The sequence below is a fragment of the Aquimarina rhodophyticola genome (assembly GCF_042434915.1).
Lineage (GTDB): Bacteria > Bacteroidota > Bacteroidia > Flavobacteriales > Flavobacteriaceae > Aquimarina.
This window is the reverse complement of record NZ_CP170198.1, coordinates 2817358-2836281: the sequence shown is the minus strand read 5'-3', so window position 1 is coordinate 2836281 and position 18924 is coordinate 2817358. Positions and strand designations below refer to the sequence as shown.

Genomic DNA, 18924 nt, shown 5'->3' with positions numbered 1-18924 from the left:
ATACATTCCATTATATGAAGAAAATTATAGTATGCGCCGTTAGTTTCTTAATACTATCATGTAATAATGAGCACGCCTCTAAAAATAAAAAACAACAAGTTTCCTCAGAAACAAACCAGGAGGATTCTTCAGTAGAAAATTTTGGGATTGTATTGCACGGTGGTGCAGGAACTATCTTAAAGAAAAACATGACTCCCCAAAAAGAGAAAGCCTATAAGGCAAAGTTGGAGGAAGCCATCAAAGTTGGACACGCAATATTAAAAAATGGTGGAACAAGTATGGAGGCAATTAAAAAAACCATTAATATTCTTGAAGATTCGCCCTTATTTAATGCTGGAAAAGGGGCTGTATTTAATAATGAAGGCGTCAATGAATTAGATGCGTCGATTATGGATGGAAGCACCTTGGATGCTGGCGCAGTTGCAGGGGTTACGACTATTAAAAATCCAATTGATTTAGCATACGAAGTTATGAAAAACTCGCCACATGTTATGCTATCAGGTAAAGGAGCAGAACAATTTGCAAAAGAAAGAAATTTAGAAATTGTAGCTCCCGAGTATTTTTTTACAGAAGAACGTATGAAGTCTTTGCAGCGCGTTAAACAAAAAATAAAGAACCAAGAAGCTACCAAAACCACTGCTTTTTATGATGCGGTGATACAAAATTCTAAGTTTGGTACGGTGGGTTGTGTAGCATTGGATACCTATGGAAATTTAGCAGCCGGAACTTCTACTGGCGGAATGACAAATAAAAAATGGAACCGAATAGGTGATGCTCCTATTATTGGTGCAGGTACATATGCCAATAATGCTACATGTGCAGTTTCTAGCACGGGTTGGGGCGAATATTTTATTCGCGCTATGGTTGCACATGATATTTCAGCATTAATGGAGTATAAGGGTCTGTCACTGCAAGAAGCATCAAAACTGGTGATACAAAAAAAAGTCGTTGATTTAGGTGGTGACGGGGGTATTATTGCCATCGACTCTAAAGGAAATATAGCGATGGAGTTCAATACTGCTGGTATGTATAGAGCTGCAATGAACGCTAATGGCGATATGACAATAGGGATTTATAACGAAAATGAACAGTAAGGTTCTTTAAATATAGCACGTAAATGAAATATCTTTTTTATGTAGGACTGTTAGCCTTAATATGTTTTTCTTGTCAGCATAATAACGTTGTAGTAACCAAAGTGCATGGAATACAACATACAGTTGATAGTTCCTATGTTTCGGCGATTGCTATTGATTCTTTTATACGCCCTTATCGTAGACATCTCAATGAAACACTTGATGCTCCATTAAGTTTTGCAAAGACAGATATTACAAAGTTGGATGGTACTTTAGAAAGCTCGTTAGGAAATTTAATTGCCGATCTTTCTCTTGATCAGGTACAACCTTTATTTCAAAAACGATATCGTGATACAATTGATTTAGTTTTGCTCAATCATGGTGGATTACGAGCACCAATCCTCAAAGGTAATGTTACCGCCAGAAATGCGTATGAAGTTATGCCATTCGAAAATGAATTGGTAGTTGTTCAATTAGATTATACTGGCTTTATGCAATTAGTACAATATATAATAAACAATGAGAAAGCACATCCTACATCAAACTTGAGATTAGTTTATGATCAAAAAACCAAAAAAATTGTAGAGTTACTGGTTCATAATAAATTACCGACAGAAGATAAAAAATATTATGTACTTACATCTGATTATTTAAAGGACGGAGGAGATAATATGCAATTTTTCAAAGAAGCCGATACTTTTTTTAGTACCGACTATAAATTACGAAATGCTTTAATTGATTATTTTACAAAAAAGGATACATTAACGACCGTTTTGGACAAAAGGATACAATATGCAGAATAGAAGAGTGTTCGTAAAACAAATGGCAGCTGCAACCGCTTTAGCAAGCATGGGAGGGCTTAGCCTAAGTGCTTGCGCGCAAGCCAAATCTAAAAAGATCACTATTCTTCATACAAATGATGTACATAGTCAGATAGATCCTTTACCTACTAATCACTATAAATTCCCTGGTTTAGGAGGCTTTGCACGAAGAGCTTCTTTAATCGATCAAAAACGTAAGGAGAATCCTAATACATTACTTCTAGATGCGGGTGATATTTTTCAGGGAACTCCATACTTTAATTTTTATGGGGGAGAATTAGAATTCAAGTTAATGTCTAAGCTAAAGTACGATGTAGCAACTATTGGCAATCACGATTTTGATAATGGAATTAATGGTTTGCTAGCCCAAATGCCACATGCTACTTTTGAGTTTGTTTCAGCAAATTATGATTTTTCAAAAACTGATTTGTCTGAATTTGTTAAGCCTTATAAAGTTATTATAAAAGAAGGGGTCAAGATTGGTGTTTTTGGACTCGGGGTTGCTTTAGAGGGTTTGGTGAGTAAGAAACTGTATAAGGAGACAAAGTATTTAGATCCAATTGATATTGCTCAGGAAATGGTGAAAGTTCTTAAAAATGAACATAAATGTGACCTGATCATATGTCTATCTCATCTAGGATATTCCTATAAGAGTGACAAGGTATCTGATCTAGTTTTAGCCAAAGCGACACAAGATATCGATTTGATCATTGGGGGACATACGCATACTGTTTTAGAAGCTCCTGTTCAAATACAAAATGCAATCAACAAACCAGTTTTAATCAATCAATGTGGTAAAAGTGGTGTATATATGGGTCAGATAGATTTTTATCTAGACAATAACGAAAAAGTTTCTGCAGCGGGCAGAACCATCGTGGTTTAATAAAAAGACCAACTAATAAGGATTTGTTAGTTGGTCTATTATAATTGGTAATCTTAATTTTAACTGATAGTGGATCCTGGTTTCACAGTATCCTCATCAGGATTTACGAATACTAATTTTCCCTCTGGAGTTTCTGTCATAAGGATCATACCCTCGCTTTCGACTCCCCGTAGTTTCCTAGGAGCAAGATTTATCAATACAGTAACTTTTTTACCAGTAACTTGTTCTGGAGTAAAATGCTCTGCAATTCCAGAGACAATAGTACGTGTGTCTAAACCAGTATCTACCGTCAAAACCAGCAACTTTTTGGCTTTCGGCATCTTTTCAGCTGCTACAATGGTTCCTACTCGCATATCAAGTTTTGTAAAATCTTCAAAAGTTGTCATCTCTTTTTGTGGCGATAACACTCTGTTCTCTGCTTCATTGGCTTTTTTGGTAGCTGCTAATTTATCCAATTGCTGTTGTATTTCTTGATCCTCAATTTTTGCAAATAGTAATTCACCTTTTCCGATTGTATGCCCTACTGGCAATAGGACTTCTTTTTCTGAAACACCGACCCAAGAATTTCCTGTTTCGTTGGTTAGTTGTAGTATATTTTTTAATTTTTGTGCAGTAAATGGTAAAAATGGTTCGGATAACGTTGCCAAAGCTGAAGCAATTTGTAATGCTACATACATAATGGTTTGTGTACGTAGTTCGTCAGTTTTAATAAGCTTCCAAGGTTCTTCATCTGCTAGATACTTATTTCCTAATCTAGCAACATTCATTAATTCTTGACTTGCTTCTCTAAAACGATAACGTTCAATAGAACTTGAAATCACTGCAGGATAAGCCTTCAATTCTGCTAGGGTTTGATTATCAACCTCAGATAATTCAGCCGGTTTGGGTACAACCCCTGTGTAATATTTATTAGTTAATACTACAACGCGATTTATGAAGTTTCCAAGGATAGCTACCAATTCGTTATTATTACGAGCTTGAAAATCTTTCCAAGTAAAATCATTATCCTTGGTTTCTGGAGCATTGGCAGTCAAGGCATAGCGCAGGACATCTTGTTTATCTGGAAAATCCTCTAAGTATTCATGCAGCCATACGGCCCAGTTTTTTGAAGTAGAAAGTTTATTACCCTCCAAGTTCAAAAATTCATTGGCTGGTACATTATCAGGTAAAATATAACTTCCTTCAGCTTTAAGCATACTCGGAAAAATTATACAATGAAAGACAATGTTATCTTTGCCAATAAAATGCACCAATTTTGTGTCTTTATCCTTCCAATATGGTCTCCAATCTTTTCCTTCTCGAGCGGCCCATTCTTTTGTAGATGAAATATACCCTATAGGCGCATCAAACCAAACATATAGTACTTTTCCTTCAGCTCCCTCTATTGGAACAGGAATTCCCCAATCCAAATCTCGGGTTACAGCTCTAGGTCTTAACCCGTCATCTACCCATGATTTGATCTGGCCATATACATTTGTTTTCCAATCTTTTTTATGTCCTTCTAATACCCATTCTTTCAAGAAATCTTCATAGCGATCTAAGGGTAAGAACCAATGTTTTGTCTCTTTTAATATAGGAACAGCTCCAGATATAGTGGATTTTGGATCAATTAAGTCTGTAGCATTAAGTGAACTTCCGCATTTTTCACATTGATCACCATAGGCTTCATCATGACCACACTTTGGACATGTCCCTGTAACAAAGCGATCAGCCAAAAATTGATCTGCTTCAGGATCGTATAACTGTTCAGAATTTTCTTCGATAAACTTACCATCTTCGTATAATTTCTTGAAAAAATCAGAAGCTGTTTCGTGATGAATTTTTGAAGAGGTTCGGGAGTAGTTGTCAAAAGATATCCCAAAATCTTCGAAGGATTGTTTGATTATCGTGTGATACTTGTCAATAATTACTTGCGGGGACACCCCTTCTTTCTTTGCACGCATTGGGATAGCAGCACCATGCTCATCACTACCACAAATAAACGCGACATCATTTCCTGTCATTCGTAAGTACCTTGAATAAATATCTGCGGGAACATATACACCAGCCAAATGGCCAATATGGATAGGTCCGTTAGTATAAGGTAATGCTGCGGTAATAGTATATCTCTTTGGTGCGCTCATAATTAAAAAATAAGGCACAAAGGTAATAAACAATGCCCTATGATTGGCATTGAACTATCGGTTTTGTTGAGCTCGTTTTTGTAAATTTGGTGTATTTACTAATTAATTAGTAAAGCCTTACTATAACTAGAACTACTGGTTTTAATACGATAAACGTATTGTCCAGTGCTCAACTGAGTAGCAACAGCGTCTTTAACATTAATGGTATGGCGACCTCGGGTAATAATTTCGTTCTTTAAGGTAGCTACTTTTTGTCCAACGATGTTATAGAGTACTACATCTATATGACCTGCTTCTAATGCTGTAAAGTTGATTACAGTTTGATTCCCCTCTTCATAAGTTACAAAGTGATCAAAACCATCACTTTCGGAAGGGTTACGAGTAGTTCCTGAACAATTAAAACCTAAATCTAAGGATTCAAACTCACCACCCATGATTGCTTTTCCTGCTACAGTTGGGTCAATACACAACCATTCTTTCATCACGGTTGCATACACTTGTCTAAAATCAGTCGTATTAGTTACATTACCACCTCGAGTAAGGTTATTGAGATCTGGATGCTCTCCTACAAAACCATTGCCATTAAGACCTGTGCCAAAAAACATCATAGCGGCAGCAGTTCCGTGGTCGGTTCCTAATGAACCGTTTTCATTAAAACGACGTCCGAATTCTGAAATGGTCATGGTTAAAACCTTATCATCCCATCCTGCCGCTCTTAAATCTGTATAAAAATTACTTACGGCTTCAGAGAATTGTGACATTAATTCTTGGTGTCTTAGCACTTGATTGTTATGAGTATCAAAACCACCAAGTGTAACCATATATACTTTAGTCCCTAAATTTCCTTTGATAAGTCTCGAGATTACGTTGAATTGTCGTCCTAAACTATCATCAGCATAACCGCCAAAATCCACAGAACGCTCATACGCCTGACCTATTACCTCTGCATAACTAAAAGTAGTATTTGTTATTTCTCTTAGATATTTTGCCTTTTCACCATGCGTACAATTTGACAATTGATCAAAACCATAGGAGGTTCCATTTTCGGCGATCTGAAGTAATCGTGACGGACTCGACACCGCAAAAGAAAAGTCATTTTCGGGCCCTTTAAAGATTAAATTACCGATACTTCCGATCTGTATTGATGGAGGACTAGGAGGTGGGTTAAAAATATAATCTGGATAAATATCCTGAAAATATCGTCCCATCCAACCGCTGCGATCATCTTCATTTACAAAATTAGTATTCGCCCAAATATCTGATCCTTGAAAATGTGATAAGGAAGGATCTTCGTAACCTACACCGTGTACGACCTTCATTTGACCGTCACCCCAAAGACTTTCTAATTTGTTCATCGGTTTTGGCATTGCAAAGGCATCCTTTTCCAAATTGATAAATTCACTTGGAGGAATCTTTATGAGCGGACGTGCATTAGCGTATACATCATAGTCATATACGGGGATTATAGTATTAAATCCGTCATTACCACCACTTAGACGGCAAAGAATAAGAATGTTATCATTCTCTACTTGACTGAGCGCCATGGTCAAAGGAGAGGGTTTTGAAACCGACATAGCTGTGTTGGCCATCATAATGGAGCCTCCTCCTGCCAAGCCTAATGCTTGAAGAAATGATCTGCGATTCCAGGGTTTATGATCTTCTGGATTACACGTTCCTTTTTTTCTGATATTGGGGTTATAATTAGATGTACACATTGTAGAAGTAGGTTATTTAAGTTGAAATTCGGGAATCTCGGCAATATAATCAAGAAGTGTATAGAGTTGATTGGCAACATCAGGATAACTTAGAGTCCATGTGCCATCTTCGTAATAATTTTCTGGAACACTATCTCCTTTAAAAATTCCCAAAGCTTCGGTAAATATTACAGAATCGGTGATACCACGACTAAAAAAGTAGTTTAAAATCGTACGGACTACTAATTCTACATCATCGGTAGTAGCATCAAGGGTACCATCCCCAAATGAACCAATAGGTAATCCTATTAAAAAATCACTAAACTGATTTTGATTATTGTTCCATGCTCTATTGCTTATATAACGAATACTTTCCCATCGGCCAATTAATAAATCGGGGCTTATCCAATCCTCATCACCTTGCCATCCAGCTACATCGTAGGGATTAAGAACATCTTGACCCAGTACTTTGAGTGTATTCACGTAATAATTTGTCAAATCGGCTTCGTTAGTTAAGCTAAAACTAAGTTCGTTATAAAAAGATGGGTGTAAATCGCATGGACTTTTAATAATAACACCTATGGCCTCCTGATTGTAAAAATGCTCACTTTTAAAAAGTTGTCTAAGTACAGGAGCAATATCAAAATTAGCGGTAATAAAGGTTTGAGCCATGGCATTTATGATGGCATCACTCACTGTGGGGCTAACAAAGTACCTGTAGAGTTTACTACAAACAAATTTTGCAATTTTTTCAGTTCGTTGGGCAAATAAAATATCGATAACTTCATCATATCCCCAATTGCCTGTTTGTCCAAATATAGTCTTTGTATCATTACTAAATTTGGCTGGATTAAATGTAATCGGGCCTCCGCCAACATCATTCTTTTCTACCCAACCAGTAAGAGCTTTGGCTGTTTCGATAATATCATCTTCGGTATATCCATTATCTACACCAAGTGTAAATAACTCATATAATTCTCTAGCATAATTTTCGTTAGGTCTTCCTTTTGTATTTTCATCCCCATTTAAATAAACGAGCATTGGAGCCGCGATCCCTATATCATAAACAAAATCTCTAAAGTTACTAATAGCATGAAATTGTAATAAATTATAATATTGATATTGATACGCCGGACTTCCTATAACATCATCTTCGGTAACAAAGTGATTGCTCCAAAACAATGTCAAACGATCTCGTACTTTATTTTGTAAAAGATCTTGTATCATCGTCTTTTTACCTTCTTTGCGATAGTAGCCTATTTTTTCTGGAGCATTTTCAAAATCTTCATTTACCCAATATCCCCATGCTGGTTCAATTGTTGGCAAAAGATTAATGGCATCATCAATTAATTGATCTACCAGTGCAGATGGATCATTTTGTGATAAAGCAGCATTAACTTCTGACTTTGAAGCGCCAAAAGCAATTCTACGATATAAATGATGGATTTTTTGTACATTCCAAGGGTTTGATGCGCTTGGGATATACGGATCTAAACCATCGAGGTTACAGGTGATATCATTGATCATAAGCTACAGCTTTGGGGGTGTAGGTTAATATAAAATTGGAACTAGTATAAGTCCAATTAACGAAACTATTTGTTAATTAGTGTCCTAAAAGTAATTAAAAATAAATGATTTTACCAGACTTTTTAGAGAAAGGAAACAAAATTGGTATTCTTTCAACGGCAAGAAAAATCGATAAAAGTGCTATTGAACCCGCTTTACTGCAAGTAAAAACCTGGGGTTTACAACCCGTACTTGGTCAAACTATAGGCAGGGAATTTGATCAATTCGCAGGAACCGATGAGGAACGTATTTTGGATTTCCAAGAAATGTTAGATAATCCTGAGATCAAAATGATTTGGTGCGCTCGCGGTGGATATGGGACCGTACGCATCATTGACGCGCTAGATTTCACTGGGTTTAAAAAACATCCAAAATGGATTGCAGGCTATTCTGATATTACAATTTTACATGCTCATTTACATATGTTGGGATATGCAACCTTACATGCCCCTTTGGTAATGGACTACATGAATGCTAGTAAAGAAGCGTTTTTAAATTTTAAAAACACCATATTTGGAAAGTATTCTCAGTACAAAATCGACAGCTCATTAGATAATCGAAATGGAAAAGCTAGTGGTCAATTAATTGGCGGGAATCTTTCTATTTTGTATTCTTTAAGCGGATCAATTTCGGCACTTGATACAAGAGGGAAACTTTTATGTATTGAGGATTTGGATGAATACTTGTATCATGTTGACAGAATGCTTCAGAGTTTAAAGCGGAGCGGAATATTTAATGAGTTGGCTGGACTTATTGTAGGCGGAATGAGTCATATGCACGATAACGCTATACCGTTTGGAAAAGATGCAAAACAAATTATTCTTGATGTTGTTGATGAGTATGATTTCCCCGTAGTGTTTAATTTTCCATTTGGGCATATAGAGGATAATCGAACATTGCTCCTAGGTGCAGAAGCTGTCCTAAACGTTTCGGATGCAGAAGTAAGTTTAAAATATAAATAACAATGGCAGAGCATAATGCATTAGGCGCAGAAGGTGAAAAATTAGCTGTTGATTTTTTAAAAAAGAAGGAGTACATAATCAAGGAAACCAATTATCGATATCAAAAAGCTGAGATTGATATAATAGCTCAAATTAAGAATACTTTGGTGGTGGTTGAGGTTAAAACTCGTAGTACTCCCGAATTTGGTAATCCACAGGAATTTGTAAAACCCAAACAAATACAGTTATTAGTAAAAGCAATTGATCATTATATCAATACTAAGGATTTGGATATGGAGGTTCGTTTTGACATCGTTTCTATTATCAAAAATAAAGCGGGTACCAGCATCGAACATCTAGAAGATGCTTTTTATCATTTTTGATAGCGGAAACTCCTAAAATTTATAGTTGCATTTTTTTATATTTTTACCACCAATTAGAAACCAATTTAATATGAAAAATTTTTACACTTTACTTTTATTAATCTTGCTCGCTGGTATTAGTTGCTCAAAAGACGATAGCGGTAATTCAGAGTCAAATCCTGAAAATCCTAAAACCGGAGTAGAGATAAAAAATGATAGTATTATATTTTTTACACTTAATGTCGATAAATATTGGCAAGAAAATGGTTTTTATAAATCGGGATATATAATTATTAATGATGAAGATGGTAAGTTGATCGATTATAGAAAGATTAAGAATGATTCACAATATGTTTTTAAAGCTAAGAAAACTGAAGTGTTAGATAGATTTACGGTTACTAGATTTGTTAATGGAGGTTCAAATTCTATAAACGTTAATATTGCCGATAGTTATCACAATATTGAAAAAGATGCAGTGTGGAATTTAGGTGGAGTGGCAACTAATTCAGATTCAGGGAATCAAGCAAACGTAGTGCTTTTTGATCTTAGAGTAGACAACATCTCAGGATGGACTGATTATACTCTCTCAGATAATAAAGGTCATTTAACATACGCAAGAAGTGAAGACCTTTCTTCTTTAGATTTTTCTGGTATTTTGATGGTTGAGAATGATATATCTATGTTGACTATACATTTTGAATCACAACCTTCAAAATATATATTTTTGGAGAGAATAAGAGATGGGGATCTTCTTACTATCAGCGGAAATGATTTAATACCTTTTGATTCTTCGATCCAAGTGAACTTGCCTGAAAATGGTTATATTTATACTAAAAATTTGAGAGCTGATCATCGGAATGGTTCAACCTTTATCACTAATAGTAATGTAGAAATTAAACCGAAGATATCTGATAAATTAGAGCTACTTGATGCTTTTAGTAATTACACAATCTCAATTCAAACTTCTGATTCTGAAAAGAATTTGAGTTATTCATACAACTATTCTACATTAGCACCAAAGAATATAAATGTTCCTACCTTAAATTCTGAGTTTATGTTAATAAATAGTAATTTTCGTGCATTTAAATTTGAAACAAATCAAGAGTATGACACAAAAATTTCAGTGTGGAGAAATGATCTTAATTCTTCATTGAATTCCATTAATATTTTAACTTTCAATAGTAATGAGCAGGATTTTAGTGGAATGCCAGAATACCCAACTGAATTATTTACTTCATATCCTGAGTTCGAATTAGAAACGTTAGAATATGAAAGAACCTCTTTAACTAAAGGTTGGACCCCATATACCGATTTCTTTAAGAATAAAATAATTGAAGACGACAATCTAGATACAACATCTGAAGTTTTTAGGTTTTCCAATCCCGCTTTGAAGAATAATAAAAGTAGTATAAATGATTTGAAAATAGACTCATTTTTAAAAGACCAAGAAATTAACTGGTAAGGCAGAAAATAATCTCTTTATAGGAATTGAATATCAAAATCTGTTGCGTTCTAGAGTCTTATATCCCTTAAGTGCACAACAGATTTTTTAATTACAAGTTTTCAATTCTACCTGAACTTTAAATTTTTGAAAAACTCTGATAAATTAATATCCATATCAGATCAACTTTAAACGATGAAAATCTTCAATTAAAAAGTTGATACCAGCATCGAACATCTAGAAGATGCTTTTTATCATTTTTGATATTATTTAAAATCCAACGGCTCCAACACTTTAAGCGCACGATCGATCGTAGTTATTTTTTCAAAGGTGAGTAAGAGGCGCAAACCATTTCTGGTTTTCTTCTCTTTCATTTTAACTTGATTTGGATGTGTTTGTACAAATTGTAAAACTTTGGTAAAGGTCGGACTTTGATAAAAACCAGATTGCTGATCGCTAATAAAGTAGCCAATAAGTTTTCCTTGCTTCATAATAACTTTTTCTAAACCAATCGAAGTCGCGATCCACTTAATTCGAACAGAGTTCAATAAATCGAGGGCGGTATCTGGTAATTCTCCAAAACGATCTACTAATCTATTTTCAAATGCTTGAAGTGCTGCTTCAGATTTAATACTATTTAATTCGGTATATAGATTAAGACGTTCTGTAATGTTATTAATATAATCATCGGGGAATAGTAACTCAAAGTCGGCATCTATCTGTGTATCCTTGAGATATACCTTATCCTTTTTCTCATCCTGATACAACTCAGCAAATTCATTCTCTTTTAGTTCTTCAATAGCTTCATTCAAAATCTTTTGATACGTATCAAAACCAATTTCATTGATAAATCCACTTTGTTCCCCGCCAAGTAAGTCACCCGCTCCTCTAATCTCGAGATCTTTCATTGCGATCTTGATTCCGCTACCTAATTCAGAGAATTGTTCAAGAGCTGTAATGCGCTTACGGGCATCATCGGTCATAGCAGAGTAGGGGGGTGTGATAAAATAGCAAAAGGCTTTCTTATTACTTCGTCCTACACGACCACGCATCTGGTGCAAATCAGACAAACCGAAGTTATTGGCATTGTTAATAAAGATCGTATTGGCATTAGGTACATCCAAACCACTTTCAACAATAGTGGTTGAGACTAACACATCAAACTCACCGTCCATAAACGAAAGCATCAAATCCTCTAGTTTTTTGCCTTCCATTTGTCCGTGACCCACTGCGACTTTGGCATCAGGAACAAGACGTTGGATCATGCCTGCAACTTCCTTAATGTTTTCGATTCGGTTATGGATAAAGAAAACTTGTCCGCCACGCTGAATCTCATAGCTAATTGCATCACGTATCGTTTCTTCGGTAAATCGAATTACATTGGTCTCGATAGGATAGCGATTAGGTGGTGGCGTCGTAATGGTTGATAAATCTCTGGCAGCCATTAAGCTGAATTGCAAAGTACGGGGTATTGGCGTTGCTGTAAGTGTTAAGGTATCTACGTTTTCTTTAATTGTTTTTAATTTATCCTTTACTGCCACTCCAAATTTTTGTTCCTCATCAATAACAAGTAATCCAAGATCTTTAAATTGTACGTTTTTATTCACCAGTTGGTGCGTACCTATGATGATATCTACTTTACCATTGGCAAGTTCTTCGAGTGTAGTTTTCTTCTGTTTAGCAGTTTTAAAACGATTTACGTAATCTACCGTTACCGGAAAATCTTTAAGTCGTTCTCTAAATGTTTTTGCGTGTTGAAAAGCAAGTACCGTCGTTGGTACCAACACGGCTACTTGTTTACCGTTATCAACTGCTTTAAAGGCTGCACGAATAGCAACTTCGGTTTTACCGAAACCAACATCACCACATACTAAGCGATCCATAGGGCGTTCACTTTCCATATCTGATTTTACCGCTTCGGTAGCCGTGCTTTGATCTGGTGTATCTTCGTAGATAAACGAGGCTTCCAGTTCATGCTGCATATAACTATCTGGAGCATATTGAAAACCTTTTTGCGTTCGGCGTTTGGCGTACAGCTGTATCAAGTTAAAGGCGATATGTTTAACCCTAGCTTTGGTCTTTTGTTTTAGTGTTTTCCAGGCTTTTGATCCTAATTTGTAAACCTGCGGAGGTTTGCCGTCTTTACCATTAAATTTGGATATCTTATGGAGTGAGTGAATGCTAAGGTATAGAATATCACGCTCTCCATATATTAATTTGATAGCTTCTTGCTTTTTGCCTTCAACATCAATCTTTTGTAGACCGCCAAACTTACCAATACCATGATCGATATGCGTAACATAGTCACCAACTTCGAGATTTGTTAATTCTTTTAGCGTAATAGCCTGCTTTTTGGCATAACCATTTTTAAGATTAAATTTATGATAGCGTTCAAAAATTTGATGGTCGGTATAACAAACGATTTGAGCATTTTCATCGATAAATCCTTGATAGGCTGAGAAAACAATTGTTTCATATTGTTTAACATCAAGATCAGAGTCATCAAAAATATCGTGAAAACGTTTTGCTTGTTGTTCACTGACACAAAAGATATAATTTTTAAAACCACGTTCATAATTTTCATTAAGATCTTGAATTAATAAATCAAACTGTTTATTAAATGAAGGTTGCGGTTTTATGGCATGTTTTACTACATAGTCAGCTTTTGTCAAAGGTCGTTTGGCTAATTCTACAAGCGTAAAATCCAATAATTGCTTTCGTATCATTTCAGAAGAACTAAAAAGCTCTTCTGGTGTACCCCGTTTAATGTCTTTAGATAATTTTTCAAAAGCTTCGTAAGCTTGTTTAAAATTTTTATCAATACGTGCAGAAAGTATTTCAAGATCTTTGGCAAAAATAACGGTCTTGGACGCTATATACTTCAAAAAGCTTTCGCGAGAATCCTGCATCGATTTATTTTCGACATTAGGAATAATAGTAACCTTTTTGACTTGTTCTGTAGATAATTGTGTTTCTACATCAAAAGTTCTTATCGTATCCACTTCGTCCCCAAAAAACTCAATACGGTAGGGCTCATCATTACTAAATGAGAATACATCTACAATACCACCACGTACCGAAAATTCTCCTGGTTCGGTAACAAAATCGGCTCTTTTAAATTTATATTCAAATAAAACCTCATTTACAAAATCCAGTGAGAGCGTATCGCCAATTTTTATTTTTAATGTGTTTTTTTCAAGCTCCTTACGTGTTACCACTTTTTCAAATAGCGCATCGGGATAGGTGATAATAAGTGCCGGTTTCTTGCGAGAATTAATGCGGTTAAGTACCTCTGCTCGCAGTAGTACATTTGCATTATCAGTTTCTTCAATTTGATAAGGCCTACGGTAACTACCAGGATAGAAAAGAACATTTTGATCCCCCAGTAATTGTTCTAAATCATTTAAGTAATAGGCAGCCTCTTCTTTATCATCAAAAATACAGAGATAGGGTTGTTCTCCTTCTTTAAAAGCGTTGGCTATAGTAAAAGATAATGCAGAGCCTATAAGGCCTTGTAAATGAATGTTTGCTTGGGATTGGGATAGCGCTTTTTGCAGTTTGAGCTGTTGCTGAGACTGTGCATAGTGCTGTGTGATCTTAGTTTTACTCAAAACTATACGATTTTTTAAAAGCAAATATAACACTCTTTATAACTTCAAGAGAAAAGAATTAATCCATTAAACGTATTCTTAACACCTGTTTATCACACCGCAATTGTTTGAAGGCTTGTGTACTGTATATACAGCTCTTTATTAGTGTCAAAAGTATTAGTCAACTAAAAGCCGAAGCAAACCTTAGCACTAGTGCTTCTCAAAATATAGGGGAAGCTACATAAAAGCTGTTTGTACAACTCATAAATTACAATACGTTGGTTATTGAAATAAGGGAGTGATAACATGCTTTTGGAATAAATGCTAAAGTATGCTTAAAGCCGCATTCTACTTCGTAATAAATGCAGATATTGAATCAAAATACTAAGAGTAGGGCGTATGAAAAATGAAACGTTTGACGTTTTTGTAATAGGAAGTGGTATTGCGGGTCAACAAGTAGCAGATGACTGTGCTGAACAAGGCCTTAAAGTTGCCATTGCAGATGATAGAGAATATGGTGGAACCTGTGCCAATCGCGGGTGTGATCCCAAAAAAGTGTTGTTAGGGGTAACCGAGGTTATACAAGCAGCCGATAGATTGCAAGGCAAAGGGGTAACTAACTTACCAAAATTGTCATGGACAGCAGTACAAAATTTTAAGAAAACATTTACCGATGCCATTCCTGCCGTGACCGAAAGGGATCTCAAGGAGAAGGATATAACCCTGTATCATCAAGCTCCAAAATTTATCGATCCTACTACTTTATCTGTAGAGGGTAAAACAGTAAATGCGCAAAAAATTGTAATAGCAACTGGATTAATCCCTAGGCCTCTGGATATCGAGGGAGGAGATTTGGCCTTGGTGAGTGATGATTTTTTAGATCAGGATAGGCTACCCGATACAATGGTTTTTATAGGCGCTGGTTATATCGGGATGGAGTTTGCTCATATAGCAGCACGATTTGGAGTTACAGTAACTATAATTGATCATGGAGATCGCCCACTCTCCAATTTTGATAAAGATATGGTGGCTTACTTGGTTAAAGCTTCAGAAGATATTGGGATCACCTTTATCTTTAATGCATCTGTAACACGTATTGAAGCATTACAAAAGAACAAACGGGTTTACTACACTGTAGATGATAAAGAAGCTAGTATAAAGGCCGAACGAATATTTAATACTACTGGGCGTGTCCCATCTATCTCAAAATTGGCATTAGAGAATGGTAATGTAACCTATAACAAAAACGGAATCGAAGTTGATGCTTATTTGCAAAACACAAGTAATGAAAATGTATATGCCTGTGGTGATGTATCAGATCATGCCGTGCCGCTTACACCATTTTCTGGTAACGAGGGAGCCGTGGTAGCACAAAATATTTTGGAAGGTAACTCAACCAAAGCTCGTTTTCCTGTGACGCCATCGGTGGCATTTACACTACCTAATATCGCCTCGGTAGGATTGTCTGAGGCAGCGGCACGTAAACAGTATAACAAGGTAACAGTTCTTAATCGTAGTGCCGCCAAGTTTTATAATGCTAAGCGGATTAATGAATCCTATTATGCATATAAAACTATAGTAGATACTGATACCGATAAAATTCTTGGCGCCCATCTGGTTGGTCCCGAAGCGGGCGAAATTATCAATCTATTTATGATGGCAATTGAGCAAGGTATTACTACGACCAAGTTAAAAGAAATGATCTTTAGTTATCCAAGCTGGGCAGGTGATATCCAGTATATGGTGTGATACTGTTGTATTACTATAGCAGAGCAGATACAGCCCTTGATTTAGATCTCATTTGAATTGAGTTTTTTGTCTAAAGTTCACATGCTTTTTTTAAAGAATGTGGTGATCAAATACAGAGTCATCCAAAAAGGATTTTTCTTGAGTCCTGAAGCGATACACGAGAGTCAATGTGTCGTCTAACTCCCTCATGTTAAAAACTTTGTTAATAAGGCTCACCAATTTTTGAGCTGCATTTTCAATACTTTTTATACTTTAGTCACATCCCAAATACACAACACCCCACCACATTACAGAAGTTTAACATCACCATACAAATAAGTATGGCATCTCTCGGTACGCGCGTTAGATTTTATAAATGATATAGTAACATAATAAACATTTTAACCAATAAACACTTTTAGAAACATACCCCACCAACGATAAATTTTAATTTAATTATTCACTTTTAAAACCAAAACGGTATGTCAAAAGACAATTATGACAGCAAGCAGGAAGTACTTGCAAACATCACCAATGATCAAATTCTAACCCCAGGATTACCCATAGATACCGCCTTGCAAGAGGCAGAGGATCTGTATCACTGGGCAACTCAAGATCAAGAAGCTCTCACCAACGTTGGCTTAGATCTAGAAACGTATGTGACCGATTTACCTATACGTGCAGGCGCATTGCGCTACGCACAATCACAATGGTATCTCGAGCGTTACAATCGTGAAGAGGCTCAAAAAGAATGGGATGAGCAATCCCCAACTGCGTATGCACTGCGTAATGAGTTGCTACAAGCGTTTCGCTTTGCGTTTCGTAAACGTAGTGATCTTATACGTAGGGTTGGCGAGGTAGCAGATGGTACTGGTCATGCCGATATGATTCAAGATCTAAGTGACCTTAGTGCTCTGGGTAAAGATAATGTTGATCTACTCGAAACAATTAAGTTTGATACTACCCTATTGAACAAAGCAGCTACAGATGCCGATGCTATGGCAGAATTACTTGCCAAAGCTAATGGTTCTGTAATGGATAACAGCGAGGCCAAAATGATGCGGGATAAAACATATACGCATATGAAAGAAGCGGTCGACGAGATTCGTCAAAGCGGTAAATATGCGTTTAGAAAGCAACCCGAACGTTATCAAGGTTATGTAAGTCGCTATTACCAACGATAATTTCTTAAAAATCACATTCTGGCAACACTAGGTGTTACTCCCTGCGAGTATGGTATGCTTCGCAGGGTACACTTTGTACCTTCCGGGGACACCTGCAAATCTTCCTGCATAGTTATAATGTGCTCCTGCGAGGATAGTAAGTCTTCCATGGTAGTAGATACTTTGTCCTGCGACCATGGGAGGGGTACAAAGCTCACAGGAAGGGTGCCAAGTGTCGCAGGAGCACTGTATACCCTGCCTGGACACTATAAACACTTCCTCAGAATGTGATTTTATCTTACAGGAGAATTATGTGTTGGCTCTAAGCGAGAGCTAACTGTTACAGGAAACTTTTTGGATCTCATTGAAACTATGTAGAATTTATATCAAAAGGACGAATACTGGGTTACAAGCTCTTAAATGATCTTTCTTATATTACCCGTATTGCTTAGATTATAGGGTAAACTGTTTTGCGATCATTGCTAACCATGCCTGTAACGCTTTTTCATTTTCAAAATAGCGATTTGCTGCTTCGGCAATTTCGTTCCATACACTTGTATCGGTCATAACGCGTAGTAATTCTTGATGTGTACTTGTGATAACATCTTGTTCATTTTCTGTGATATAAAGTGCTACTACTTGAGTGTCGGTAAGTCCGTCCAAATCTGCTTCAGGAAAATATCCAGTAAAGAATTGATATAGATGTGCATAGTTTTCATATAACATAATGTGCTGTATTAAAAAATCCGAAATCAAAAATAGGAAGTATCATTGATTTCGGATCTACGTTAAATAAAAATAACGTTAATTAGGGTAGGAGGTAAGTACATAATATCCATTAGGTGCATTTGAACGTTTTTGTAATACCACCAAAAATTTACTTGAAGGTGTTGGCGAGGATTGTCCTCTACGTAAAACAACCCCTATGTTTCTATGATGTGTGTAATTAAGGGTGAGCCTGGATCCACTACCGTTAACCCAATTATTTACTTTACTGCTATTTGCATTAATAGCATTTACAATAACTTGACCAGCTTGATTAAGTTCATTAAAAGTACTAGCAGCACTTATAGAACTTGTGTTGAGGCGGTTTTGTAGATATGCAGTTGATTTGGCTACATGACGCTCAATGGTGTGTCCGCCAAGACTTTCTTGTTGACGTAAAAATCCAGCGTTTTTTTGTAGTGATGTATCAGATATTTCTTTTACATCCTGAACTTCCTGTATTTCTTCGGGAGAATAAAGCGAGTCCTTTTCACAAGAAATAAAAGATAGAGTAATAAAAATACCGGTGAGCAGGGTACGTGTGTACAGGGATAATTTTGAAAAATTCATAGGGTTTGTGTTAAGAGTTTATAAAAAAATACAAGCACATATTTTTTGTGCTTTGCTAAAATAGTTATCTAATTGATTGATTTAGGTATCTGTAGCTTATGCTTATGTTATATAAACGTTAAAAAATGAATATTCGTAGTTTAAAAACAAAAAAAAACCCCTTTAGGAATTTTCCTAAAGGGGTGGTCAGTGGTTAGTTAGTAT

Annotated in this window: 14 protein-coding genes; 8 read left to right on the top strand and 6 right to left on the bottom strand. The window is 36.1% G+C overall.

The window, feature by feature from the left end:
• The first annotated feature begins 14 nt into the window (after nucleotides 1-14).
• From ACE939_RS12225 to ACE939_RS12215, 3 genes are read left to right on the top strand one after another with little or no spacing between them, the layout of a single operon-like run.
• A complete protein-coding gene (locus ACE939_RS12225; protein ID WP_378185868.1) occupies nucleotides 15-1094 on the top strand; it encodes an isoaspartyl peptidase/L-asparaginase family protein in 1080 nt (359 codons plus the stop codon).
• 23 nt (nucleotides 1095-1117) lie between these two features.
• Entirely contained in the window at nucleotides 1118-1876 is a 759-nt protein-coding gene (locus ACE939_RS12220; protein WP_378185867.1) for a 5'-nucleotidase C-terminal domain-containing protein, read from the top strand.
• The gene (locus ACE939_RS12215; protein ID WP_378185866.1) at nucleotides 1866-2777 is read left to right on the top strand and encodes a bifunctional metallophosphatase/5'-nucleotidase; all 912 of its coding nucleotides are present in this window, start codon (nucleotides 1866-1868) and stop codon (nucleotides 2775-2777) included. Before ACE939_RS12220 ends, ACE939_RS12215 begins: the two co-directional genes overlap by 11 nt.
• A gap of 59 nt (nucleotides 2778-2836) precedes the next feature.
• Here the strand turns inward: ACE939_RS12215 and metG are convergent, their stop codons facing one another.
• The 3 genes from metG to ACE939_RS12200 all read right to left on the bottom strand — a co-directional run bounded on the left by metG (nucleotide 2837) and on the right by ACE939_RS12200 (nucleotide 8121).
• Nucleotides 2837-4900 carry a methionine--tRNA ligase gene (gene metG / locus ACE939_RS12210; RefSeq protein ID WP_378185865.1) on the bottom strand — a complete coding sequence of 688 codons (2064 nt, stop codon included), beginning with the start codon at nucleotides 4898-4900 and terminating at the stop codon, nucleotides 2837-2839.
• Between the two features lie 98 nt (nucleotides 4901-4998).
• Nucleotides 4999-6615: a DUF1501 domain-containing protein gene (locus ACE939_RS12205; RefSeq protein WP_378185864.1), complete on the bottom strand. Its 1617-nt coding sequence runs from the start codon at nucleotides 6613-6615 to the stop codon at nucleotides 4999-5001.
• Between the two features lie 12 nt (nucleotides 6616-6627).
• A complete protein-coding gene (locus ACE939_RS12200; RefSeq protein ID WP_378185863.1) occupies nucleotides 6628-8121 on the bottom strand; it encodes a DUF1800 family protein in 1494 nt (497 codons plus the stop codon).
• Between the two features lie 104 nt (nucleotides 8122-8225).
• Between ACE939_RS12200 and ACE939_RS12195 the strand changes: the two genes are divergently transcribed.
• The 3 genes from ACE939_RS12195 to ACE939_RS12185 all read left to right on the top strand — a co-directional run bounded on the left by ACE939_RS12195 (nucleotide 8226) and on the right by ACE939_RS12185 (nucleotide 10925).
• Nucleotides 8226-9122: an LD-carboxypeptidase gene (locus ACE939_RS12195; protein WP_378185862.1), complete on the top strand. Its 897-nt coding sequence runs from the start codon at nucleotides 8226-8228 to the stop codon at nucleotides 9120-9122.
• 2 nt (nucleotides 9123-9124) lie between these two features.
• A complete protein-coding gene (locus ACE939_RS12190) occupies nucleotides 9125-9484 on the top strand; it encodes a YraN family protein (protein ID WP_378185861.1) in 360 nt (119 codons plus the stop codon).
• Nucleotides 9485-9554: 70 nt separating this feature from the next.
• Nucleotides 9555-10925 (top strand): hypothetical protein, encoded by a 1371-nt coding sequence (locus ACE939_RS12185; protein WP_378185860.1) that lies wholly within the window; start codon nucleotides 9555-9557, stop codon nucleotides 10923-10925.
• 245 nt (nucleotides 10926-11170) lie between these two features.
• Here the strand turns inward: ACE939_RS12185 and mfd are convergent, their stop codons facing one another.
• On the bottom strand, nucleotides 11171-14515 hold the full coding sequence (gene mfd, locus ACE939_RS12180) for a transcription-repair coupling factor (RefSeq protein WP_378185859.1): 3345 nt from the start codon (nucleotides 14513-14515) through the stop codon (nucleotides 11171-11173).
• A 378-nt stretch (nucleotides 14516-14893) separates the two neighbouring features.
• On the opposite strand from mfd, the gene ACE939_RS12175 reads away from it, so the two are divergent.
• Complete coding sequence (locus tag ACE939_RS12175) at nucleotides 14894-16243, top strand: dihydrolipoyl dehydrogenase family protein (RefSeq protein ID WP_378185858.1); 1350 nt, start codon at nucleotides 14894-14896, stop codon at nucleotides 16241-16243.
• Nucleotides 16244-16704: 461 nt separating this feature from the next.
• Nucleotides 16705-17406, top strand: a complete 702-nt coding sequence (locus tag ACE939_RS12170) for a hypothetical protein (protein ID WP_378185857.1) — start codon at nucleotides 16705-16707, stop codon at nucleotides 17404-17406.
• Between the two features lie 432 nt (nucleotides 17407-17838).
• Here ACE939_RS12170 and ACE939_RS12165 read toward each other — a convergent pair whose 3' ends face one another.
• The gene (locus tag ACE939_RS12165) at nucleotides 17839-18111 is read right to left on the bottom strand and encodes a hypothetical protein (protein ID WP_378185856.1); all 273 of its coding nucleotides are present in this window, start codon (nucleotides 18109-18111) and stop codon (nucleotides 17839-17841) included.
• 78 nt (nucleotides 18112-18189) lie between these two features.
• The gene (locus tag ACE939_RS12160) at nucleotides 18190-18720 is read right to left on the bottom strand and encodes an RNase A-like domain-containing protein (protein ID WP_378185855.1); all 531 of its coding nucleotides are present in this window, start codon (nucleotides 18718-18720) and stop codon (nucleotides 18190-18192) included.
• Nucleotides 18721-18924: the final 204 nt, after the last annotated feature.